21 protein-coding genes and 1 tRNA gene are annotated in these 23,186 nt (G+C 66.9%); 12 read left to right on the forward strand and 10 right to left on the reverse strand.

Annotated features, from left to right (window positions below; all coding sequences use genetic code 11):
• The first annotated feature begins 67 nt into the window (after window positions 1-67).
• The 6 genes from H7A87_RS11190 to H7A87_RS11215 all read left to right on the forward strand — a co-directional run bounded on the left by H7A87_RS11190 (window position 68) and on the right by H7A87_RS11215 (window position 6,639).
• On the forward strand, window positions 68-2,005 hold the full coding sequence (locus H7A87_RS11190) for a heme lyase CcmF/NrfE family subunit (RefSeq protein WP_119128695.1): 1,938 nt from the start codon (window positions 68-70) through the stop codon (window positions 2,003-2,005).
• Window positions 1,998-2,600, forward strand: a complete 603-nt coding sequence (locus H7A87_RS11195) for a DsbE family thiol:disulfide interchange protein (protein ID WP_104582503.1) — start codon at window positions 1,998-2,000, stop codon at window positions 2,598-2,600. The genes H7A87_RS11190 and H7A87_RS11195 overlap by 8 nt, the downstream gene beginning before the upstream one ends.
• Complete coding sequence (locus H7A87_RS11200; RefSeq protein ID WP_166762114.1) at window positions 2,597-3,031, forward strand: cytochrome c-type biogenesis protein; 435 nt, start codon at window positions 2,597-2,599, stop codon at window positions 3,029-3,031. Before H7A87_RS11195 ends, H7A87_RS11200 begins: the two co-directional genes overlap by 4 nt.
• Window positions 3,031-4,053, forward strand: coding sequence for a tetratricopeptide repeat protein (locus H7A87_RS11205; protein WP_180496633.1), 1,023 nt, complete (start codon window positions 3,031-3,033; stop codon window positions 4,051-4,053). The genes H7A87_RS11200 and H7A87_RS11205 overlap by 1 nt, the downstream gene beginning before the upstream one ends.
• A 949-nt stretch (window positions 4,054-5,002) precedes the next feature.
• Window positions 5,003-6,205 (forward strand): homoserine O-acetyltransferase, encoded by a 1,203-nt coding sequence (locus H7A87_RS11210; RefSeq protein WP_119128692.1) that lies wholly within the window; start codon window positions 5,003-5,005, stop codon window positions 6,203-6,205.
• Window positions 6,199-6,639: a DUF1294 domain-containing protein gene (locus H7A87_RS11215; protein ID WP_232087844.1), complete on the forward strand. Its 441-nt coding sequence runs from the start codon at window positions 6,199-6,201 to the stop codon at window positions 6,637-6,639. The genes H7A87_RS11210 and H7A87_RS11215 overlap by 7 nt, the downstream gene beginning before the upstream one ends.
• A gap of 66 nt (window positions 6,640-6,705) precedes the next feature.
• Here the strand turns inward: H7A87_RS11215 and H7A87_RS11220 are convergent, their stop codons facing one another.
• From H7A87_RS11220 to cydD, 3 genes are all read right to left on the reverse strand, one after another.
• The gene (locus H7A87_RS11220) at window positions 6,706-7,473 is read right to left on the reverse strand and encodes a hypothetical protein (protein WP_126941834.1); all 768 of its coding nucleotides are present in this window, start codon (window positions 7,471-7,473) and stop codon (window positions 6,706-6,708) included.
• A 63-nt stretch (window positions 7,474-7,536) separates the two neighbouring features.
• A complete protein-coding gene (gene cydC, locus H7A87_RS11225) occupies window positions 7,537-9,213 on the reverse strand; it encodes a thiol reductant ABC exporter subunit CydC (RefSeq protein ID WP_115676918.1) in 1,677 nt (558 codons plus the stop codon).
• Complete coding sequence (gene cydD, locus H7A87_RS11230; protein ID WP_104649006.1) at window positions 9,210-10,994, reverse strand: thiol reductant ABC exporter subunit CydD; 1,785 nt, start codon at window positions 10,992-10,994, stop codon at window positions 9,210-9,212. Before cydD ends, cydC begins: the two co-directional genes overlap by 4 nt.
• A 109-nt stretch (window positions 10,995-11,103) precedes the next feature.
• On the opposite strand from cydD, the gene H7A87_RS11235 reads away from it, so the two are divergent.
• The 5 genes from H7A87_RS11235 to H7A87_RS11255 all read left to right on the forward strand — a co-directional run bounded on the left by H7A87_RS11235 (window position 11,104) and on the right by H7A87_RS11255 (window position 15,595).
• Window positions 11,104-12,726, forward strand: a complete 1,623-nt coding sequence (locus H7A87_RS11235; protein ID WP_104586081.1) for a cytochrome ubiquinol oxidase subunit I — start codon at window positions 11,104-11,106, stop codon at window positions 12,724-12,726.
• 15 nt (window positions 12,727-12,741) lie between these two features.
• Complete coding sequence (gene cydB, locus H7A87_RS11240) at window positions 12,742-13,893, forward strand: cytochrome d ubiquinol oxidase subunit II (RefSeq protein WP_119128690.1); 1,152 nt, start codon at window positions 12,742-12,744, stop codon at window positions 13,891-13,893.
• Window positions 13,894-13,996: 103 nt separating this feature from the next.
• Window positions 13,997-14,107: a cytochrome bd-I oxidase subunit CydX gene (cydX, locus tag H7A87_RS11245; RefSeq protein WP_016903201.1), complete on the forward strand. Its 111-nt coding sequence runs from the start codon at window positions 13,997-13,999 to the stop codon at window positions 14,105-14,107.
• Between the two features lie 61 nt (window positions 14,108-14,168).
• A tRNA-Pro gene (locus H7A87_RS11250) sits at window positions 14,169-14,245 on the forward strand.
• Window positions 14,246-14,368: 123 nt separating this feature from the next.
• Window positions 14,369-15,595: an MFS transporter gene (locus tag H7A87_RS11255; RefSeq protein WP_164740047.1), complete on the forward strand. Its 1,227-nt coding sequence runs from the start codon at window positions 14,369-14,371 to the stop codon at window positions 15,593-15,595.
• Here the strand turns inward: H7A87_RS11255 and H7A87_RS11260 are convergent.
• Together H7A87_RS11260 and H7A87_RS11265 are read right to left on the reverse strand one after the other, a co-directional pair.
• The gene (locus tag H7A87_RS11260; protein ID WP_119128688.1) at window positions 15,576-17,489 is read right to left on the reverse strand and encodes a CocE/NonD family hydrolase; all 1,914 of its coding nucleotides are present in this window, start codon (window positions 17,487-17,489) and stop codon (window positions 15,576-15,578) included. The genes H7A87_RS11255 and H7A87_RS11260 overlap by 20 nt on opposite strands.
• 236 nt (window positions 17,490-17,725) lie before the next feature.
• Window positions 17,726-18,115, reverse strand: a complete 390-nt coding sequence (locus H7A87_RS11265; RefSeq protein WP_147421086.1) for a hypothetical protein — start codon at window positions 18,113-18,115, stop codon at window positions 17,726-17,728.
• A gap of 37 nt (window positions 18,116-18,152) precedes the next feature.
• Between H7A87_RS11265 and H7A87_RS11270 the strand changes: the two genes are divergently transcribed.
• Window positions 18,153-18,653 (forward strand): hypothetical protein, encoded by a 501-nt coding sequence (locus H7A87_RS11270; protein WP_232087845.1) that lies wholly within the window; start codon window positions 18,153-18,155, stop codon window positions 18,651-18,653.
• Window positions 18,654-18,723: 70 nt separating this feature from the next.
• On the opposite strand, the gene H7A87_RS11275 is transcribed toward H7A87_RS11270, so the two are convergent.
• The 5 genes from H7A87_RS11275 to H7A87_RS11295 form a co-directional block, all read right to left on the reverse strand.
• A complete protein-coding gene (locus H7A87_RS11275; RefSeq protein WP_119128686.1) occupies window positions 18,724-19,968 on the reverse strand; it encodes a glutamate-5-semialdehyde dehydrogenase in 1,245 nt (414 codons plus the stop codon).
• Between the two features lie 123 nt (window positions 19,969-20,091).
• Window positions 20,092-21,246, reverse strand: coding sequence for a glutamate 5-kinase (gene proB, locus H7A87_RS11280; protein WP_119128685.1), 1,155 nt, complete (start codon window positions 21,244-21,246; stop codon window positions 20,092-20,094).
• 13 nt (window positions 21,247-21,259) lie between these two features.
• Window positions 21,260-21,520: a YciI family protein gene (locus tag H7A87_RS11285; protein WP_115676911.1), complete on the reverse strand. Its 261-nt coding sequence runs from the start codon at window positions 21,518-21,520 to the stop codon at window positions 21,260-21,262.
• Window positions 21,520-21,873, reverse strand: a complete 354-nt coding sequence (locus tag H7A87_RS11290) for a cupin domain-containing protein (RefSeq protein WP_180496635.1) — start codon at window positions 21,871-21,873, stop codon at window positions 21,520-21,522. The genes H7A87_RS11285 and H7A87_RS11290 overlap by 1 nt, the downstream gene beginning before the upstream one ends.
• A complete protein-coding gene (locus tag H7A87_RS11295) occupies window positions 21,873-23,168 on the reverse strand; it encodes an argininosuccinate lyase (protein WP_119128684.1) in 1,296 nt (431 codons plus the stop codon). Before H7A87_RS11295 ends, H7A87_RS11290 begins: the two co-directional genes overlap by 1 nt.
• Window positions 23,169-23,186: the final 18 nt, after the last annotated feature.

Here is a 23,186-nt window from a genome sequence, read left to right on the forward strand (position 1 = left end):
TGGATGCCGCCTCTGCCTTGCGCCCGCACTCGTTGCCCCACTGCATGCTCACCAATGCGCCGACCCGATGCTGCCTGAGCTCGGTACCTTCCTGCTGATTCTGGCGTTGCTGGTGGCCCTGCTGCAGGCCGCGTTGCCGCTGGCCGGTGCGCAGCGCGGACGCAGCAGCTGGATGGCCGTGGCGCGGCCAGCCGCGTTGGTGCAGTTGGGCCTGATCGCGGCGGCCTTCGCGCTGTTGACGCATGCATTCCTGGTGCAGGATTTTTCGGTGCGCTACGTCGCCGAGAATTCCAACAGCCTGCTGCCGGTGATGTATCGCTATTCGGCGGTGTGGGGCGCGCACGAAGGTTCATTGCTGCTGTGGACGCTGGTGCTGGCGCTGTGGACTGGTGCGGTGGCGTTGTGGTCGCGGCAGCTGCCCGCACACGTCATCGCGCGCGTGCTCGGGGTGATGGCCCTGGTCAGCATCGGCTTCCTGGCCTTTTTGCTGTTCACCTCCAATCCGTTCGCGCGCTTGTCGCCGGTGCCGCTGGAAGGCGCCGACCTCAATCCGCTGTTGCAGGACCCGGGGCTGATCATCCATCCGCCGATGTTGTACTGCGGCTATGTCGGCTTTGCGGTGCCGTTCGCCTTCGCCATCGCCGCGCTGCTGGAAGGCCGCATGGATGCGCGCTGGCTGCGCTGGACGCGGCCATGGACCAATGTGGCCTGGGCGATGCTCACCGTCGGCATCGCGCTCGGCAGCTGGTGGGCGTATTACGAGCTGGGCTGGGGTGGCTGGTGGTTCTGGGACCCGGTCGAAAACGCCAGTTTCATGCCGTGGCTGGTGGGCACCGCGTTGCTGCATTCGCAGGCGGTCACCGAAAAGCGCGGCAGCTTCGCCAGCTGGACCTTGCTGCTGGCGATCGCCGCGTTTTCGCTATCGCTGCTGGGCACCTTCCTGGTGCGCTCGGGCGTGCTGACCAGCGTGCATGCGTTTGCGGCCGATCCCTCGCGCGGCCTGTTCATCCTGGTGTTCCTGCTGGCGGTGGTGGGTGGCTCGCTGGTGCTGTACGCGATCCGCGCGCCCCGCCTGTCGCTGGTCGATGATCCGCGCCGCGCCTTTGCCGGCAGCTCGCGCGAAACCTTGTTGCTGTTGAACAACCTGTTGCTCACCTGCGCCTGCGCGATGGTATTGCTGGGCACGCTGTATCCGTTGCTCGCCGACGCCTTGGGCCTGGGCAAGTTGTCGGTCGGCCCGCCCTACTTCGGCACCTTGTTCGTGGTGCTGATGGCGCCGTTGGTGGCGCTGCTGCCGTTCGGCCCGCTGACCCGCTGGCAGCGCGAGCAGGCCTCGCGCCCGGTGGCGATGCTCGGGCCCTGGGCCGGACTGGCGGTTGCCGCAGGCGTGCTGGCCTGGTTCGCCGCGCCGCAGGGGCAGTGGAAGGCGGCGATCGGCGTGGCCGGCGCGGCCTGGGTGCTGTTGGGCACGCTGCGCTTTTTGTGGACACGGCGCGCCGCCAAGGGCCGTCAATTCACCGCCGAAATGCTGGGCATGGTGCTGGCCCACCTGGGCGTGGCGGTCTTCCTGGCCGGTGCGTTGCTGGTGGAATCGCTGAGCCTGCAGCGCGAGGTCGCGTTGGCGCCCGGGCAGCAGATGCAGATCGGCCGCTATGCGCTGCACTTTGATGACGTCGAAGAACTGCGCGGGCCCAATTACGTCTCCGACCGTGCCAACCTGCAGGTGTTCGAGGATGATGTGCCGGTCGGCCTGCTGCATGCGGAAAAACGCCGCTACGCCAGCGGCGGGCAGACCCTGACCGAGGCGGCGATCCGCCCCGGCCCGTTCGGCGACCTGTATGTCGCCCTTGGCGAACCGCTGGGCAATCAGGCCTGGGCGGTCCGCGTCCACCTCAAACCGTTCGTCCGCTGGATCTGGCTGGGAGCGCTGCTGATGGCGCTCGGCGGCCTGGTTACCGCGGCCGACCGGCGTTTTCGTCGTTCTCCGGAGATCCAAGATGGTTGAGTCACGTTCACCCCGCCTGCCCACTGCGGTTCTGGTGGGTGCCATCGTGCTGCTGCTCGCACTGGCAGCGCTGCTGGTCTATGCGGTGGTGCGCTCCGGTCAGGACGATCGCGATGCCCTGCCCTCTGCGCTGATCGGCAAGCCCGCGCCGGAGTTCGCGCTGCCGCTGCTGCACGACCCCAGCATCGTGGTGCACGCGCGCGAACTACGCGGCGCACCGTACATCATCAATGTGTGGGGCAGCTGGTGCCCGGCCTGCCGCGAGGAGCATCCGGTATTGAGCCGCTTTGCGCTGACCAAGCGCGTGCGCGTGATCGGCTACAACTGGAAGGACGAGCGCACCGATGCACTGCGCTGGCTCGAACAACTGGGCAACCCGTACCTGCTGGTGGTGGCCGACAAGGATGGCCGCACCGCGATCGACTTCGGCATCGCCGCGGCGCCGGAGACCTTTCTGGTCGACGGGCGCGGCGTGGTGCGCTGGAAGTACAGCGGCATGCTTACCCAGTCCGTCATCGACACCCAGCTGATTCCGGTGCTGCGCAAGATCGAGCGCTCGCCCAGTGCCGCACCGGACCTGCACGCCAAACAATGATGCGAGCCTGGCTGCTGACGCTGCTGCTGTTGCCCTGGCTGGCCCTGGCCCAGCCGGCCGGCGACCCGGCGCCGCTGCGCTATGGCTCGGCCGACGAAGAGGCGCGCTTCCATGCGCTCACCGCCGAGCTGCGCTGCGTGCAGTGCCAGAACCAGTCACTGGCCGATTCCAATGCGCAGATCGCCCAGGACCTGCGCCGCGAAGTGCTGGCGTTGATGCACGAAGGGCGCAGCGATGCGCAGATCCGCCAATTCCTGGTGGCGCGCTATGGCGAGTTCGTGCTGTACCGCCCGCGTGTGGAATCGCGGACCTGGCTGTTGTGGTTCGGTCCGCTGCTGGCGCTGTTGATCGGCGGTGGCGCCGTCGCGTTGGTGGTGCGTCGACGCAGCGTGGCTGCGCCCGCCTTGCCCGCCGATGAGCAGGAGTGGTGATGGTCGGCTTCGTCATTGCGGTGGTGGTGCTGGCCCTGGTCGTCTTCGGCGTGGCGCTGCGGCCGCTGTGGCGCGATGCGCGCGGGCTGACTGCCGGCATCGCGGTGTTGCTGCTGGCGGCGAGCGCGGCGCTGTATTGGCAGGTCGGCACGCCTGGCGCGATCCAGGCGCCCGCCGAGCGACCGGCCACGCCACGCTCGCTGGATGAAGCCATCATGCAGCTGCGCGCGGCACTGGCGCGCGATCCCGACCAGGCCGAAGGCTGGGTGTTGCTGGGGCGCTCGCTGTCCAGCCAACAGAAATTTGCCGAAGCGCGCGATGCGTTTGCACGCGCGGTCGCACTGCGTCCGGACGAGCCGGACGTACTGGTGGCTGCCGCGCAGTCGCGCATGCTCGCCGACGACAGCGGGCGCCCGGATCCGCAGGCCATGCGTCTGCTGGAACACGCGCTCAGCGTGCAACCGGACCATCAACGTGCACGCTGGTTCCTGGGTGTGGTGCAACGACAGGCCGGTCAGCCGGCCAAGGCCAGCGAGACCTGGGAGCCGTTGCTGCGTGTGGTCGATGCCGCGACCCGCCCCGGCCTGCTCGAACAGATCAACGCCGCGCGCCAGGAAGCCAGGCTGGCGCCGATCAAGGCACCGGCGGCGCCTGCCACCTCTACCACCAATGCAGCCAGCGGAAAACGCATCAAGGTGCGGGTGACGCTGGATGCAGAGTTCGCCAAACGCGCCGAAATGCCCGGCGATACCAGCGTCTTCGTCATCGCACGCGCTGCAGACACCCCGATGCCGGTAGCAGTGGAAAGACACACGCTGAGCGAGCTGCCGTTGACCATCACCCTGGACGATGGCGACAGCCCGATGCCGACGCGCACGCTGTCGTCGCTGGACACCGTGCAGGTGCTGGCCCGACTGTCGCGCAGCGGCAATGCAATGCGCCAGGCCGATGATGTCGAGAGCGCGCCGGTGATGGTGGAACTGCCCGCCGCCGCGCCAGTGGAATTGGTGATCGGCCGCTGATTGCTCGCCGCATGTCGTTGCGACGCAATCAACGATGACACTGCACCGGAGTGCGTCGATTGCACCGTTGAAACCCACGCACACCGACCATCTCGACTGGTCCTTGCCCGCTCACCGTCGCGGGACCTTGAGCGGCATGGATGCCGCGCCAGAGCCTACAAGGACGTACTTGCGGCGTGTCCCGCGAGGGTGGGCGGGCAAGGGCCTTGCAGCAAACCCGCAGCGTAGAGGGCGCGATGCCCTCACCGCTTGCGGGACACGCCGTGAACCCGTCCCTGGGGGCTCGGTGGCGGCATCCATGCCGCCACACGGTCCCGCAACCGGCAAGGACACCGCACCAGACAATTGATCGGCTCTTTGTTTGAAGAGCTGTTTGTCTCGCGGTGCGCATCAGACGTGGACACGATGCTTCACGATCGAACAAGGCGCATCAGGCGCTGCTCTTACCTATGCGTACCGACCATCTCGACTGGTCCTTGCCCGCTCACCGTCGCGGGACCTTGAGCGGCATGGATGCCGCGCCAGAGCCTACACGGACGTACTTGCAGCGTGTCCTGCGATGGTGGGCGGGCAAGGGCCCTGCAGCAAAACTCGCAGTGTCGAGGGCGCGGCGCCCTCACCGCACCAGACAGTTGGTCGGCTGCTTTATTGAAAACCATGCACACCGACCGTCTCGACTGGTCCTTGCCCGCTCACCGTCGCGGGACCCTGAGCGGCATGGATGCCGCGCCGGAGCCTACATGGACGTACTTGCGGCGTGTCCTGCGATGGTGGGCGGGCAAGGGCCTTGCAGCCAGGCCACAGGTCCGCCGCTCTGGAGAATGGCATCGCACAGCGCAAGGCCTCAAACCGACTCCCGACTCCCGACTCCCGACTCCCCATTCCCCATTCCCCATTCCCCATTCCCATCCTGCACCCCGGCGCATGCCATGGCAGATAGAATTGCCGCATGACCGAATTCATACCTCCCGGCACGCTGTTCCACGCGCTGCCCTCGCCGTTTCCGATGAAGCGCGGCGGCGTGTTGCACCAGGCGCACGTGGCCTACGAAACCTGGGGCACGCTGGCAGCCGATCGCAGCAACGCGGTGTTGATCGTCACCGGCCTGTCGCCGAACGCCCATGCTGCGGCAAATCAGGCCAATGCCGAGCCGGGCTGGTGGGAGGCGATGCTGGGGCCAGGCAAGCCGATCGATACCGGGCGCTGGTTCGTGGTCTGCGTCAATTCCCTGGGCAGCTGCAAGGGCTCGACCGGTCCGGCATCGATCAACCCTGCCACCGGCGCGCCGTATCGCCTGAGCTTCCCGGAATTGTCGATCGAAGATGTGGCCGATGCCGCCGCCGACGTGGTGCGCGCATTGGGCATCGCACAACTCGCCTGCCTGATCGGTAATTCGATGGGCGGCATGACCGCGTTGGCGTTGCTGCTGCGGCACCCGGGTATCGCGCGCAGCCATATCAATATCTCCGGCAGTGCGCAGGCATTGCCGTTCTCGATCGCGATCCGCTCGCTGCAGCGCGAAGCCATCCGTCTGGATCCGCACTGGAACGGCGGCCATTACGACGATACCCGTTACCCGGAATCGGGCATGCGCATGGCGCGCAAGCTTGGCGTGATCACCTATCGCTCGGCGCTGGAATGGGACGGCCGTTTTGGCCGGGTGCGGCTGGATTCCGAGCAAGCTGCCGATGATCCGTTCGGGCTGGAATTCCAGGTCGAAAGTTATCTGGAAGGCCATGCGCGCCGCTTCGTGCGCTTCTTCGATCCCAACTGCTATCTGTATCTGAGCCGCTCGATGGACTGGTTCGACCTGGCCGAGTATGTCGATGACACACCGGCCATCGACACACGTTCTGATGGCACGCAAGCTGGCGGCGCTGCTGTCGCCGCCAAGCCGGACATGGGCGCCTCGACCGACGCCACGGTACTGGCCGGCCTGGCGCAGATCCGCATCGCGCGTGCGCTGGCGATCGGTGCCAATACCGACATCCTGTTCCCGGTGCAGCAACAAGAACAGATCGCCGAAGGCCTGCGCGCCGGCGGTGCCGATGCACGCTTCATCGGGCTGGATTCGCCACAAGGCCACGATGCCTTCCTGGTCGACTTCGCGCGCTTCGGGCCGGCGGTACGCAACTTCCTGGACGCTTGCTGATTTCCAGACCTGCGCAACGGCGGCGTGGCTCGTCGCACCCGCGTGGCCCGTCGCACCCGCATGGCCTGCCGCGCAAGACGCTGGCGCTGCTGTTTCTGGTCGGCATGGCCGCGATGGCGTTTGCAGGTCGCCTGCCAATGCTGCTGGCGCTGTGGTACGCGGCCACCAGCATCGTGGCGATGCTCGCCTACTGGCGCGACAAGCGCGCGGCCCAACGCGGCGGGCAACGCACACCGGAAGCGACCCTGCACCTCATCGCGCTGCTCGGCGGCTGGCCGGGCGCGTTGCTGGCGCAGCAACTGTTCCGGCACAAATCCAGCAAGGCGGCCTTCCAGCTACGGTTCTGGATCACCGTCGTGGTGAACGTCGCTGCCTTGTGTTGGGCATGGCAACACCCCACGATGATGGCTGCGTTGGACACATTGCCTGGTTGAGGCAACGCACGCACTCACTGCGACCGAGCGTTGCCCGCATGCATGCGCGGTGCTTTGGTCAGCGGGCTACGACTCGCCCCTGGACAGCAGCTTTACCGGCGAGTCCACCACCACGGTCTGGTCTACGGTGTCTCCAAGCGCCTGGAGGCATTCCCGCGACAATGCCTGCCGCGGCAACTCCAACGAGCGCTGGTTGTCGAGATCGCGCTTAGTGGTCGGGCCGCCCGACAGCGTGATATTCGTCTGCATGCGGGTGGACACCGGCACATTGTTCAACTGCTCGGGTTTGAAACGCTGCGCCTTGACCCATTGCGCAGCCATTCCCTCCAACCAGCGCGCTCCGCGTGCGTCGGTCGGGCTGTTGATGTGCACCTGCTCGAACGTTGCGCGCCCGTTCGCCAGCACGTTGTAGTCAATTGTCAGCTGCAACGCCGTGGCGGACAGCAGGCCCGGAGGTGGCGCCGATCTGGGCTGGAACTCAACACGCGGCGGCCGGTAAGGACCATTGCCCGCATTGGCGATCGCCAGACCGACTGCATCCTGTTTCGACACCAGACATGCTGCGACCTGCACATAAGTGACCGCCGAGACCGGCCTGCCTTGCTCGGTTGGCGGTGCGAACCTCCAGGCGCTTACGCGACGCTCGATGGATTCCCGCACTTTTTCGTGCAGGCCTTGATCGGCCTGCGCCGAAACGATGGAACCATCGGGACCGACCTCGACCCTGACCTGTGTCATGAACGCCGAAGGCTTGGAGACCTCGGCCACTGCGGCCTGCGTCATGCACGCAGCCGCACAGAGCACTGCCTTCATCCATCCTTGCATGTGCTGCATCATCGATTCCTGTCGAAGTGGTTACCCGATCCTCGCTGATGGCAGCCGCCTGTGCAAGGACCCCTAGACCAACGGCTCCAGTGCACCGGCGCGCATGCGGTAGCGCCGCTGCACTACACCCTCGGGCACGCTGTCGTGGGTGATCATCACCAGGCTGCGTTCGCCCAGTGCCGCCGATAGATCCAGCAGCAAGGCGTGCGCGGTATCCACGTCCAGGCCGTCGGTGGGTTCGTCCAGCAACAGGATCGCTGCATCGCGCAGCAAGGCTCGCGCCAGCGCCAGCCGGCGCGCCTGGCCGGCCGAGAGCGTGGCGCCGTTTTCACCGACCCAGGTGTCCAGGCCGTTCTGCGCGCTGGCCCAGGCGCGCAGACGCACCTGGTCCAGCACGCTCCACATCGCCGCATCGCTTGCGTCCGCATCGCCGATGGCCAGGTTATCGCGCACCGTGCCGGCAAACACCGGGGCATTCTGCGGCAGCCAGGCGATGCGGCGATGCCAGTGCGTCTGCGCCACGTGGCGCAGGTCGATACCGGCGTAGCGCACCTGCCCGGCCTGCGGGTCCCACAGCCGCAGCAGCACTGCGGACAAGGTGCTCTTGCCGCTGCCGCTGTCGCCGCTGATGGCGATGCGTTCGCCGGGCGCCAGCGTCAGATCGAGCGCCTGCAGCACCGGACGTGCGCTGCCCGGCCATGCAAAGCCGACCTGATCCAGCTGCAGCGTGCCGCTGCGTGGCACCTCCACCGGCTGCGGGGGATCGAGCACCGATGGCGCCTGATCGACGATGGACTGCAGGCGCCTGGCTGCAACGCGTGCGCTCTGCAGCGCCTGCAAGGCGAGCCCGGCGCCGGCCCAGACTTCCAGCAGCGCCATGGTCAGGAACACCAGCCCGGCCGCCATGCCCGCCGCAATCGATCCGCGTTCGGCCGCGCCCAGTGCCAGCCACAGCATGCCGGCCAGGCCGAGACCGCCGCAGATTGCATGTAGCAGATTGCCGCCGATCAGCCGGCGGCGCTGCAGGCGATCGCCGTCGACCACTGCCGCCGCCGCCGCATCGACCTGATGCAGCCAGGCACCTTGCGCATCCACCGCGGCGAGATCGGCCGCACCTTCCAGGCCCTCGAATGCATGCGTGCGCAATGCCGTGCGTTGCCGGGCGCGCAGCTGTTCGCGCTGCGCCCCGCCGCGCGCCACCTGCCACGGCACCACACCACCGATGACCACGCCAAGCACCACCAGCAACAGGCCAGCCGGCGGGTGGATCAGCGCCGCGGCAACCACACCGGCAAGCCAGATGCCGAGCAATGCGCTCAACGGTGCCAGCGCGCGCACGCTCACGCCATCGACCTCGCCGATGTCGGACATCAGCCGCGCCAGCAGATCGCCGGTGCGCGTGGCCGACAGGCGCCCCGGCGCGAGCGGCAACGCGCGGCGGAAGAACCATACGCGCAGATCGCGGGCGATGCGCAGCGTGGCGTCGTGGCCGATCAATTTTTCGCCATAGCGCGAAAAGATGCGAGCGAAGGTCAGCGCACGGATGCCGGCCGAAGGCGAGAAGAAATTGAAACCGGCGCCCATGCCCGCGACACCGGCCAGGGCAGCGGCGGTCAGAAAGCTGCCGGACAGGCCGAGCAGGCCCACGCCGGCCAGCATGGTGACCAGTACCAGCAGGGCCGACAGCAGCAGGCGCCAGGCATGCCGGCGAAACACGGTGCGCAGACGATCGGGCTGTGCGGGGTTCATGGCTGCTCCGATACCACGGTGGCGCCGCGCAGGTCGATCACCGTATCGGCCCACTGCATCACCGCAGCGCTGTGCGTGGCCACCACCACCGCGCGGCCGCGTGCGAACACACCCAGCGTGCGCAGCAACTCCGCTTCGGTGTCCGGGTCGAGAAAGGCGGTGGGTTCGTCCAGCAGCAACAGGTCCGGCTCACGCAGCAACAGCCGTGCCAGGGCCACGCGTCGCGCCTCGCCGCCGGACAGCCCGAAACCGCGTTCGCCGATCACCGTGTCCAGGCCCGCAGGCAACTGCGCAGCAAAGCGCAGCACCTGCGCGGCATCGGCCACCGCATGCAGGCGCGCCGCGCCGGCCTGTGGGTCGGCCAGGCGCAGGTTGTCGGCGATGCTGCCGTGAAACAGGTACGGCCGCTGCGTGGCATAGCCGATGCGGGCATCCGGACGCAGCACCACGCTGCCTGCCTCCGGCGCAAGCCAGCCGGCCAGCCCCTCGAGCAAGGTGCTCTTGCCGCTACCGCTGGCACCGATCACCGCCACGCGCTGGCCAGGCTGCAAGGTCAGCGAAAAATGCGCGACCACGCTGTGTGGCGCGCCCGGCGGCCGCAGCGCAAGATCATGCGCCTGCAGCAACGGGGCCTGCGCTTGGGCAGGTTCCATCACGCGCAACGGGGGCACCGGCACCCGCACCGTTGCCGACGGTGGCTCGAATCCTTCCAGCAGACGCTCGGCTTCGGCCACCGCCGCCAAGGCATTGGCGCGGTCGTGGTAATGCGCGGCCAGCCGCCGCAATGGCGCAAAGAATTCCGGCGCCAGCAGCAGGCAGAACATGCCCGCGCCCAGCGTCGGCAAGCCGTGCAGATTCAACATGCCCAGATAGGTCAGGCCGAAGTACAGCGCCACGATCGCCACGCTCACCGAGGCGAAGAACTCCAGCACCGTGGACGACAGGAAGGCGATGCGCAGCACCTTGAGCGAGCGCTCGCGCACGCCTTCTGCCGCGGCGGCAATGCCGCTCAACTCGGCGTCGCCGCGGCCATACACGCGCAGCAAGCCCAAGCCTTTGAGGCGATCGGCGAAGTGCCCGCCCATGCGTGCCAGTTCGCCCAACTGCTCGCGCCCGGCGGCTTCGGCGCCCCAGCCCACCAGCATCATGAAAAACGGAATCAGCGGCGCGGTCAGCAGCAACACCAGGCCCACCACCCAATCGACCGAGAACACCGCGAGCAGGATCAGCGGCGGCACCAGCGTCATTTCGGTGCGCGCGAGCTGGTAGCCGACGAAGTAGCCCTCCAACGCATCGGTGTGCGCCAGGCTCAGCTCGCCCAGTTCGCCGCTGCGTTGCCGGCGCAACCACACCGGCCCGTGCTGCACCAGGCGCCGCGCGATGCGGGCGCGCAGCTCGCGCTTGGCCACATCGGCCACCTCGCCGGTCAGCGACTGCGCCCAGGCATTGAGCATCGCCCGCCCCACCAGCGCACAGACCAGTCCCGCGCCCACGTCGCGCAGCTGCGTCAGCGCCAGATGCTGCACCAGCACGGCCTGCAGCAACCAGGCGATCGCCGCCGCCTGCGCCAGCAGCAGCACGCCGGACACCGCCACCGCCACGCCGGCCAGGCGCCGCGCACGCGTGGCCGGGGCTGCCAGTGCATCCAGCCACCGGCCGCGTTGGCGGCGCTGGGCTGGCGTTTCGCTGGCTCGCACGCTGGGCTGGCTCACATCGCTCTCTGGGAAGACATCGTGTTGCAGGCGATTGTAAGGCGCCACCTCCCGCTCCGGGCTGCGCATTGTGCCGCACCCGTCCGCCGCGGCATTGATCTGGATCAACGCGCATGTCGCGGCAAGCGCAGATGATCGGCTGCATTCCTTCATCGACACCCAACCAGGCCCACCCGCCATGATCGACTCGACAGTTGTTGAACTGTCGCGGCTGCAGTTCGCAGTCACCGCGATGTACCACTTCATCTTTCCGCCGCTGACCATGGGCCTGTCGTTCCTGCTCGGCATCATGGAGAGCGTCTATGTGATGACCGGCAAGGAGATCTGGCGGCGCATGACCATGTTCTGGGGCGTGCTGTTCGGCATCAACTTCGCCATGGGCGTGGGTACCGGCATCGTGATGGAGTTCGAGTTCGGCATGAACTGGTCGTACTACAGCCATTACGTCGGCGACATCTTCGGCGCACCGCTGGCGATCGAGGGCCTGATGGCGTTCTTCCTGGAAGCGACCTTCCTGGGCCTGTTCTTTCTCGGCTGGAACCGGCTGAGCAAGGTGCAGCATCTGGCCACCACCTGGCTGGTGGCACTCGGCAGCAACTTCTCCGCGTTGTGGATCCTGATCGCCAACGGCTGGATGCAGAACCCGACCGGCGCAGTGTTCAACCCGGACACCATGCGCATGGAAGTGGTCGATTTCATGGCGGTGCTGTTCAACCCGGTGGCGCAGGCCAAGTTCGTGCACACCGTCAGCGCCGGCTACGTGCTAGGTGCGGTGTTCGTGATGTCCATCAGCGCGTTCTACCTGCTGCGCGGCAAGCATGTGGAGATGGCACGACGTTCGTTCGCGGTGGCTGCCGCGTTCGGCCTGTTGTCGTCGCTGTCGGTGGTGGTGCTCGGCGATGAGAGCGGCTATGCCGCCAACGAACATCAGAAGATGAAGCTGGCCGCGATCGAGGCCATGTGGGAGACCGAAGCCGCGCCGGCCGACTTCACCGCGTTCGGCATTCCCAACCAGCAGACCCATCGCAACGACTACGCGATCAAGATTCCGTATCTGATGGGGTTGATCGCCACACGTTCGCTGGACCAGCCGATCCCCGGCATCCTGGAACTGGTCGGCCGTGCCGAACACCGTATCCGCGGGGGCCAGATCGCCTACGGCGCACTGGAGCGCATCCGTGCCAACAAGGACGATGCCCAGGCACGCCAGGTCTTCAATGCGCATTGGCAGGATCTGGGCCACGGCCTGCTGCTCAAGCGCTATCGCGACGACATCGGCAATGCCACGCCGCAGCAGATCGCCCAGGCCGCCATGGACACGGTGCCGCGGGTACTGCCGTTGTTCTGGACCTTCCGCATCATGGCCGCCATCGGCATCTACCTGATTGCGTTCTTCGCCATCGCGTTCTGGTTCGCCTGCAAGCACAACTTCCAGGACAAACGCTGGTTCCTGACGGTGGCGCTGTGGACCTTGCCGCTGCCGTGGATCGCGATCGAGTGCGGCTGGTTCGTGGCCGAATACGGCCGCCAGCCGTGGGCGGTGGAAGGCGTATTGCCGACCTTCTATGCCGCCTCGGGACTGGACCTGTACGAGATCGTGTTGACCCTGGTCGGCTTCACCGCGCTGTACACCACGCTGCTGGTGATCGCGATCAAGCTGTCGCTGAAGACGATCCGCAAGGGCCCGGATGCGCTGTTCCCGCCGACGCACCGCACCCCGGCACCGCACAACGACTCGCCCCACGCGTCCTCACCCAACGCCCCACTGAGCACCGGCGCGCTGGCCGGCGGCGCACCGTAAGCCAGGAGAGACACCATGGATTTCATCTTGCTCGACTACACCACACTGCGCGTGATCTGGTGGCTGTTGCTTGGCGTATTGCTGTCCGGCTACGCGGTGATGGGCGGCTTCGACCTGGGCGTCAGCACCTTGCTGCCGCTGGTTGCCCGCAACGATGCCGAACGGCGGCTGGTGATCAACACCATCGGCCCGGTCTGGGAAGGCAACCAGGTGTGGCTGATCCTGGGCGGCGGCGCGATCTTCGCCGCATTCCCGCCGCTGTATGCGGTGAGTTTTTCCGGGTTCTACCTGGCGATGTTCCTGATCCTGTTCGCACTGATCCTGCGCCCGGTCGGCTTCAAGTTCCGCGGCAAGCTGGTCGATCAGCGCTGGCGCAACAACTGGGACTGGGCGTTGTTCGTCGGCGGCTGCATTCCGGCGCTGATCATGGGCGTGGCGGTCGGCAACGTGCTGCTCGGTGTGCCGTTCCACTTCGACGACAGCATGCGCATCTTCTACACCGGCAACCTGTTCGGACTGCTGACACCGTTCGCGCTGCTCGCCGGCCTGCTCAGCGTGGCCATGCTGATGGCGCACGGCGCAGCGATGCTGGTGCTCAAGACCGACGGACCGGTCGCCGCGCGCGCCGCGCGTTTCGGCAGCATCGCCGCGCTCGGCGCGGTGGCGTTGTTTGCGGCCGCCGGTGCGTGGGTGGCGCTGGGTCTGCCGGGGTATGCAGTGGCCTCTGTGCTGGCCACCGATGCGCCGACCAATCCACTGGCCAAGACCGCCGCACTCACCGCGGCCGGCGGCTGGCTGCACAACTACAGCAGCATGCCGGCCACCTTGATCGCACCGCTGGTCGGCCTGATCGGGCTTGCGATGAATGCGCTGCTGTTGCGCGTACGTCGCGGCGGCCTGGCATTCATCGCGTCGGGTTGCGCCATCGTCGGCATCGTCTTCACCGTCGGCTTTGCGTTGTTCCCGTTCCTGCTGCCCTCGTCCACCGCACCGAGCGCAAGCCTGACGCTGTGGGATGCCTCCAGCAGCCGCCTGACGCTGTGGATCATGCTGCTGGCGACCACGCTGTTCATGCCGATCGTGCTGGCCTATACGAGCTGGGTCTATCGCGTGCTCAAGGGCAAGGTCACCGCCGACGAACTGTCGGCCAATCCAAACGCCTACTGAGCAAGCCCCGCTGCGCTGCTGCGCACATGGCGCCCGCGGCGGGCCTTCAACGTCTCACGTATTTCAACGTCTCACGCATTTCAACGACTCAAGGAGAATGACAATGTGGTATTTCGCCTGGATCCTCGGCACCGGTCTGGCCGCACTGGCTGCGGTGCTCAACGGCATGTGGTTCGAAGCACGCGAGCCCGAGCGTGGCCAGCCGCATCGGTAAAAAATATTTTCGATAGATGCTTGCCGATCTGGCATTCCCTATGTAACATACGCGGCTCCTTCGGGGTGTAGCTCAGTCTGGTAGAGCGCTACGTTCGGGACGTAGAGGTCGCAGGTTCGAATCCTGTCTCCCCGACCAGTTTCAAAACACAAAACCGGCCTCGTGCCGGTTTTGTGTTTTCAGGCGCTGGCGCATGCAGGTGCGCAGTGCGGATGGTCTGTCATGTCTGTTGTCATTGCCGCTGCCTCCCCGTCCGCCCGGTTGCGTGGTCGCGGCCTGGTGCTGGCTGCCATTTTGTTGTCCGCGTTCAATCTGCGGACCGCGGTGACCTCGTTGACGCCGCTGCTGGAACGCATTGCCGACGAGTACGCATTCGGCGCGCCCACCATGGGCGCGCTCGGCATGTTGCCGACCGCGGCATTCGCGCTCACCGGGGTCGCCACGCCGGCGTTGCTGCGCCGCTTCGGCCTGCTGCGCACGGCGCTGCTGTCGATGGCATTGGCCACCCTCGGCCTGGTGTTGCGCCCGCTGTTGCCGCAGACCACCGGACTGTTCATCGGATCGCTGGTGGCGCTGGCCGGCATGGGCATGGGCAACGTGGTGCTGCCGCCGCTGGTGAAGCGCTATTTCGGCGATCGCGTCGGCGGCGTCAGCACGCTCTACATCACCGTGCTGCAGGTCGGCACCCTGCTGCCGGCACTGCTGGCGGTACCGGTGGCCGATGCGCTGGGCTGGCGCAGCTCGATGGTGGTGTGGGTGTTGCCGGCGCTGCTGGCACTGGTGGCCTGGGCCATGGTGCACACCAACCACCGCCGTCTCCGCGCGACCGGACCGGCACCGGTCACGCCCACGCCCGAAGCCGAGGGCCGCGTGGCACGCACCGCCCTGGGCTGGAGCATGGCGGTGACCTTCGGCATGACCTCGCTGGTCACCTATTCGATGTTCACCTGGTTGCCGACCCTGCTGCGCGAAGCCGGCGCCTCGCCCGCGTTCGGCGGCACCATGGTGGCGTTGTTCGCCGCACTGGGCATGGTCGGTGCCTTGACCATGCCGGCGCTGGCAGTGCGCATGCGCAACCCGTTTCCGATCGTGCTGCTGTGCGCGGCCTGCCATCTGGTCGCGTTCGCCGGGCTGTGGTGGGCGCCATTGGCCGCGCCGATCCTGTGGGTGACCCTGCTCGGCCTGGGGCCGAGCACGTTTCCGCTGGCATTGGTGCTGGTCAACCAGCGTAGCCGCACCGCGGCCGGCTCGGCCGCCCTGTCCGGGTTTTCGCAGGGCATGGGCTATGCGATGAGCTGCCTGGGACCGTTCCTGTTCGGCTGGCTGCACGCCCACCACGGCGGCTGGACCTCGCCATTCGCCTTCCTGGTGATCTGCATCCTGCTGCAACTGGCGGCAGCCTGGGTGGCCTGCCGCCCGCAGCTGCTGGAAGACGTCTGGGCACCGGCGCCGCGCGGCGCCGGCGTGGTCAACGTACCGGCAGACTGATGTAGCTGGGCTGCTCCGGAGTCACGTAGACGCGCTGGGTGGCCTTTTGATAATCGCCGGGCCTGGCGAAGAAGATGTTGTCCACGTAGGTCTGCGGGTTGCGGTCGTACAGCGGAAACAGGCTGGACTGCACCTGCACCATCACCCGGTGCCCCGGCTGGAAGGTGTGGTTGGCAGTCGGCAGGCCGAACTGGAACGCCAGCGGCTGATTGGACGCCAGCGGCTTGGGCGTGCTGAAACTCTCGCGATAGCGGCCGCGGAAGATCGCCAGCGACACCGGCAATTCGTAACCGCCCATCTTCGGACTGGACGCCATCTCGTCCGGATAGACATCGATCAGTTTCACCACCCAGTCGCTGTCGCTGCCGCTGGTGGAGGCCTGCAGGTGCACTTCCGGTGCGCCGGCGATCTGCAGGGGTTCGGTCAGCGGCTCGGTGACGAAGGTCAGCACGTCCGGGCGGCCGTCGACGAAGCGCTGGTCCTGCACCAGCCAGGTGGTCCACATGCTGCGATCGCCGAAGTCCACCGGGCGCGGCACGAACGGCACCGGCTTGGCCGGGTCGGCCACGTACTCCTCGAAGCCCGGCTGCCCCGCCGCCGGCCGCTGGAACGACAGCTTGCCGCCGGCCTGCAGGTACAGCGGTTTGCTGGCCGCGGCACAGCCCTTGGCGCAGCTGCGCGGCCAGGCCTGCAGACGGTCCCAGTGATTCTCTCCGGTGTTGTAGATGAACACCGGCGGCGTGCTCGCCTTGGGCGCGCCATCGACCAGGTATTGGTCGAAGAACGGGCGCAGCACGTCGTGACGGAACTGGCGCGCGGTATCGCCGTCGAAATTCAATGCGCCCAGCGCGCTGCCGTCGTAGTTGACCTGGCTGTGCCGCCACGGGCCCATCACCAGGTAGTTGAGCGTATTGCCCTTGTCGCGCGGCTCCATCGCCGCGTAGCTATGGATCGCGCCCCACATGTCCTCCTGGTCCCACAGCCCCTGCAGCCACATGGTCGGCACCTTGAGCGGCGTGCGCGCCATCACCTTGTCCAGCGCCTGCTCCTGCCAGAACGTGTCGTAGGCGGCGTGTTCGGTGAGCTTGTGCCACCACGGCAGCTGCTCCAGGCCGGCGGCCTTGGCGAAATCCCCCGCCGAGCCGGCACGCAGCAGGTTGCTGTAGTCGTCATGGCCCTGGCGCGCGATGCCGATGCCCTTGCCGCGCTGGGTGAGCTGGCCGGTGAAATAGTCGAAGTTGACCTGGCGGAACGCACCATAGTTGAACCAGTCGTCGCCCATCCAGCCGTCGATCATCGGGCTTTCCGGCACTGCGACCTTGAGCGCCGGATGCGGGTTGGTCAACGCCATCACCACGGTGAAACCTTCGTAGGACGAGCCGATCATGCCGACCTTGCCGTTGGACTCCTTCACGTTCTTCACCAGCCAGTCGATGGTGTCCCAGGCATCGGTGGCATGGTCCACCTCGCTGGGATTGAGCGCACCGCGCAGCGGCCGGGTCATCACGTAATCGCCTTCCGAGCCGTACTTGCCGCGCACGTCCTGGATCACGCGGATATAGCCGCCTTCCACGAACACGTCATCGCCCTGTGCGAGCAGGTCCTTCATATGCGGCGAGGCCATGCGCTCGGTGCGCCCGCTGGCGTTGTACGGGGTGCGCGTCAGCACCATCGGTGCGTTGCGTGCGCCCTTGGGCAGCACGATCACCGTATGCAGCTTGACCCCGTCGCGCATCGGGATCATGACCTCGCGCTTGATGTAGTCGTTGGCGGCGTCGCTGGCCACGAACGGCTTGCCGGTGATGTCCGGCGTCATCGGCGAGGTTTGCGCCAGCGCGCCGCCGGTGGCGGCGGCAATGGCGGTGGCGAGCAGGCAGGCGGCAAAACGGCGCATCGACGACTCCGGAACGTGCGGGGGCAGTCCTCGACTGTAGGCAGGACGCGGCCTGCCGGGGGAGTGTCAAAGGTCGTGGTTGGCGGGATGGGAACACGCGGGCCAACCGCAAGGCGCGGCCCCGGCATCTGAACCAACGGAGTCCATGTATCGCTCAGCTGGCGGCCGCGAAGGCCTGGCGAGAACAATGACCAGCGCATCACTGCCGCCAAGTCGCGCGCGATCACACCCAACGATCAGCAGCGAATTATTTTCCATTGCTCGCGCATCGCGTGCTGGAGGCGATGCTGATATCCACGATTCGCACGCAAGTCGATCGCTTCGCGCTTCCATTTTTCGAAAGGAATGTTCCCGCACATGATGGAGCGGCCTTTACCAATCAGGTGCTCATCCATGGGTATTTGCGGTTCCGTCGATCGTGTCCAGTCGGGAAGATTCACATATACCGAAAGTTCTCCGGCCCAGCAGCCGCCAGCGGGCAGCACTTCGCAGCGTGTCAACAGCCCCGCCCACACAGGTGGCGTGCTGGCAGGACTGAGCAGCGCGAGCCATCGCAGGAGTGCGAGCAGATCGTCTTCAAGACAGCGCTCCCTCTCGCCGAGCCTTAGGGCTGTCAGCGAGGTCATGCAGTCCGTCAGGGCCGAGTACTACAAGGCGCCCCGCTTGAAATCGAGCAACAAAAAGAGAAACGCTGGCTTTGAGGAGGCCGTTCGAATCCACAATGCGACTGCAGAGATCGCCCGGATGCGACAGCAGGTGGATAACCTGGAAGAGGACGTGGTGTCGGCGGCCATGGATGGGAACGCGCACAACTGCGGTGAGCTGGCTACCCTGGCCGTCCACTATTTGCAGCAAGATCACAACCAGATCGCACGCCTTGCTTTCTTCAATGGAACAGCGCACACCGCCGCGATCGTCGGCCCAGTGCCGCGCGCAGGCACCTTGCCTTCGGACATGACAGATTGGGACGCGGACATCTATGTCTGCGACCCCTGGTGCAATATCGCCTGCAGGGCAAACGACTATCCCGCCGAATTCAAAGAAAAGATGGAAAAGTGGGACCGCGCCGGGAAACAGGTGTGGCTGTCAGGAACTGGCTTCGTTCCCCCAACAAGCGATGAATGGATGAGCACGGTGCTTGGAGGAGAAAAGCGGGCCACGTGATCGAGTCGATGTCGGCCAGTGGCGCTGCAATGCACAGCGCCACAGGACTGAGCCGGCAACGCATGCCACTTCAATGGCGTACCTGGCCTTCGCCACGCACCACGAAGCGCTCCACGGTGAGCGCTTCCAGGCCCATCGGGCCGTAGGAATGCAGGCGCGTGGTGGAGATGCCGATCTCCGCACCCAGGCCGAGCTCGCCGCCGTCGGAGAAGCGCGAGGACGCATTGACCATCACCACGGCCGAGCGCAGCGACTGCACGAACTGCTCGGCATTGGCGGCGTCCCGCGTGGCGATCACCTCGGTGTGGTCCGAGCCGTACTGGCGGATATGCGCCAGCGCGGTGTCCAGATCCGGCACCACGCGGATGGCCAGGATCAGGTCGAGGAATTCGGCGGCGTAATCCTCGTCGCTGGCGGCGCCAATATCCGGCAACAGTGCGCGCGTTGCCGCATCGCCACGCACCTCCACGTTACGGTCGCGCAGGGCCTGCGCGGCCGCCGGCAGGAAACGCGCGGCGATGTCGGCATGCACCAGCAAGGTCTCCAGCGCATTGCAGGCCGATGGCCGGCTGGCCTTGCCATCGACCAGCAAGCGCACGGCCAGATCCACGTCCGCCGACGCATCCACGAACAGATGGCATACGCCCTTGTAATGCTTGATCACCGGCACGCGCGCATACTCGGCGACGAAGCGGATCAGTCCTTCGCCACCACGCGGAATCGCCAGATCGACGATATCGCTGAGTTGCAGCAGCTCCAGCATGGTCTCGCGGCGTAGATCCTCGACCAGCGTCAGCGCCGCTTCCGGCACGCCGGCCTCGCGCAAGGCGCGCTGCAGGGCGCGCGCAATCGCGGTATTGGAGTGGATCGCTTCCGAACCGCCCCGCAGGATCACGCCGTTGCCGGCCTTGATGCACAGCGCGGCCGCATCGGCAGTCACATTCGGGCGTGCTTCGTAGATCATCGCGATCACCCCCAGCGGCACGCGCACCTTCTGCACGACGATGCCATTGGGGCGAACATCCTCGCGCGTGACCTGCCCAACCGGATCGGGCAATTGCGCAACCTCGCGCAAGGCCGCGGCGATGCCGGCCAGGCGCCTGTCGTCCAGCGCCAGCCGGTCGAGCATGGCCGTGCCGGTGCCCTTGGCGCGGGCGGCTTCAAGATCGCGCGCGTTGGCGGCAAGGATCGATGCGGCATCAGCTTCCAGCGCGGCAGCCATCGCCTCCAACAAGGCCTGCTTGGCCTGCGCGGAAAGTTGCGACAGTACTTGCGCCGCATCACGGCATTGCAGGGCGAGGGATTTGATGGTCATTGTGGAATCGGGAGTGGGGAATCAGGAATGGTAAAAGCACGCGCCATCACTTTACTGCGACAGAATCGGCAGCGGGAAAGTTGGCTGGAAACGCTCTTGCGATTCCCGATTCCCGATTCCCCGCTACAAAAGCACCAGATCATCGCGATGCACCACGTTCTCGCCATAGCTATACCCGAGCACGCTATCGATCTCGCGCGAGTGGCGGCGCGCGATGCGGCGGATATCCACGGCCGAATACTGGCTGACGCCGCGTGCCAGGCAGCGCTCGCCGGCGTCGTCGCGCAGGCGGATCTCCACCATGTCGCCACGCCGGAAGTCGCCGTGCGCACTGGCCACCCCGCCCGGCAGCAGCGAGGCGCCCTTGTCGGTCAGCGCGGCGGCGGCACCGGCATCGATCAGGATCGCGCCCGCCTCCACCGGTGCGTGGCGCAGCCAGTACTTGCGGGCGGCAATGCGCGTGCGCGCGGCATGGATCCGCGTGCCATGCAGGCGATCCTGCGCCAGGGCGCGCACCACATCGCCATTGCGGCCGTTGAACAGATAGGTTTCGATGCCGGCCGCACCGGCCTTGGCAGCGGCCTCCAGCTTGGTGCGCATGCCGCCGGTGCCCACGCTGCTGCCGCTGCCGCCGGCCATCGCCAGCACCTCGGCAGTGAGCTCGGGCACCTCGTCGAGCGGCCGCGCCAGCGGATTGCTGCGCGGGTCGGCGCTGTACAGCCCGTCGATATCGGTGGCGATGAACAAGGCATCGGCATCGACCAGGGCGGCGACGATCGCGGCCAGGTTGTCGTTGTCGCCCAGCTTGAGCTCGTCCACCGACACGGTGTCGTTTTCGTTGATCACCGGCAACGCGCCCAGCCGCAACAACTCGCCCAGGGTGGCGCGTGCATTGAGATAGCGGCGGCGGTTACGCAGGTCGTCGTGGGTGAGCAACACCTGCGCCACCGGGCGCTCGAAAAAGCGCTGCCAGAGCGCGATCAACTGCGCCTGCCCGAGCGCAGCCAGCGCCTGGCGCGCGGCGATCGGCGCACCGGCCTCGGCAGCCTTCGGCAGGATCGCGCGGCCGGCTGCCACCGCGCCCGACGACACGATCACCAGCTCGCGCCCGGCCGCCAGATTGGCCGACACGAATTGCGCCAGGCCCAATGCGAATCGTGGCGACAAGCCACCGCCATCGGCGGCCAGCAGGCTGCTGCCGACCTTGAGCACTGCGCGTCGCCACGGCGGCAGCGCCTGCTCGGTAAACGACGCAGCAGTGGCGATGGGCGTGCTCATGGCGACGATCTGCTCAGTGCGTGTTCCACTCATGGACGGTCAGCGTGGAGGCATCGCGCAGTACCAGCGGATCACGTGCCACGATCTGCTGCGCCTGCTGCAGGCTGTCCACGTTGACCAGCACGTAGGCGCCACCACTGCCATCGCTGAAGCCGCCGGTCAGCTCCAGCTGCCCGGCCGCGCGAAGCGTGTCGAGAAATGCACGATGCGGCTGCACCACATCGGCCGGGAAATCCGGCTTGCGCATCGCCAATACCAGATAGCGCGTCGCCATCAGCCGGCCTCCTTGTCGGGTGCTGCTTCGCTACGGCCGAACGGCGTGGAAATCACCAGAAAGCGCGCTTCCCTCTCGGACAGGTTGTGCATCTGGTGGGTGGAACCGGGCGGCACATGCAGGCCCTGACCCGCGCGCAGCACATGCTGCTCGCCGTCCAGCTGCAGCATCACCTCGCCGGCCAGCACATAGAAGAAATGCCGTGCGCGGCTGTGCCGATGGCGCAGTTCGGCAGCGCCCGGCGGCATGCGTTCTTCCAGCACGCTCAGGTTGGGGTCGCGCAGCAGGTGCCAGCCATCGCTGGCCTCGCCCCAGGGATAATGTTCTGCGCTGTCGGTACTGATCACGGCCATCAGACCAGCGCCTCCCAGCGGGCACGCAGCACGTCCAGCTGCAGGTCCGCGGCGGCGCCTGGCGAGACGCGCGCGGCCAGGCTGCCTTCCGGCGTGCGGCCCTGCCCGGCGGTATCGGCCGATTCCGCCGCGGCCTTGTAGGCCTCGCGGAACGGCACACCGGCAACGGCCGCTTCCACCGCCACGTCGGTGGCGTACATGCCCGAATCGATCGCCGCACGCAGCTTGTCCGGGCGCCATTCCAGGTTGGCCAGCAGGGCCGGCAGCAGTTCCAGCGCCGCCATGCCGCGCCCGAAGCCGTGCACGATGGCGCCCTTGCTGCTCTGCAGGTCGCGGTGATAGCCCGACGGCAGCGACAGCAGCTGTTCGATCTCGGTGCGCGCGGCGGCCACGCTGGCGTGGGTGGCGCGCATCAGCTCGATCACGTCGGGGTTGCGCTTGTTCGGCATGATCGAGCTGCCGGTGGTGTACTGCGCCGGCAGCGCGACGAAGGCGAACTCGCCGCTGGTGAACAACGACAGGTCCCAGGCAATCCGGCGCAGGTCCAGCGTTGCGCTGCCAAGCGCCTCGAGCGCGGCCAGTTCGTACTTGCCACGCGAGAGCTGCGCATAGATCGGCGACACCTGCAGCCGTGCAAAGCCCAGCTCGGCAGTGGTGTGTGCACGGTCCAGCGGCAGGTTGACACCGTAACCGGCCGCGGTACCGAGCGGATTGCTGTCCACCAGACGCAGGGTGTCGGCCGCACGCACCGCATTGTCGATAAAGGCCTCGGCCCAGCCTGCCCACCACATGCCGGCCGAAGACACCACCGCGCGCTGGATATGCGTATAGCCCGGCACCGGCAACGCGGCTTCTGCCTGCGCGCGATCCAGCGCCACCTTGGCGATCTCCGCGCCAAGCTCGGCCACGCGCTGCAGCTTGCCCTTCAACCACAGGCGGGTGGCGACCAGGATCTGGTCGTTACGGCTGCGCCCGGTGTGGATCTTGCGACCGGCATCGCCCAGCCGCTCGGTCAGGCGCGCTTCGATCGCCGAATGGCAGTCCTCGTAGCGCTCGTCCAGCACGAACGCGCCGCTGCGGAAATCGGCAGCCAGCAGATCCAGTTGCTCGCTCAGCCCGCCCAGCTCCTGCAGCGACAGGATGCCGATGTGCTGCAGCCCCTGCGCATGCGCCTTGCTGGCGGCGATGTCGTACAGGAAGAACTCGCGGTCCAGGATGACGTCGTCGCCGGCCAGGAAACTCTGGATCTTGGCGTCCACCGCCACGCCGGGTTTTTGCCACAACAGATTGGTCATCGGAAAGCGTCTCGAGTA

The sequence above is a fragment of the Xanthomonas sp. CPBF 426 genome (assembly GCF_903989465.1).
Lineage (GTDB): Bacteria > Pseudomonadota > Gammaproteobacteria > Xanthomonadales > Xanthomonadaceae > Xanthomonas > Xanthomonas euroxanthea.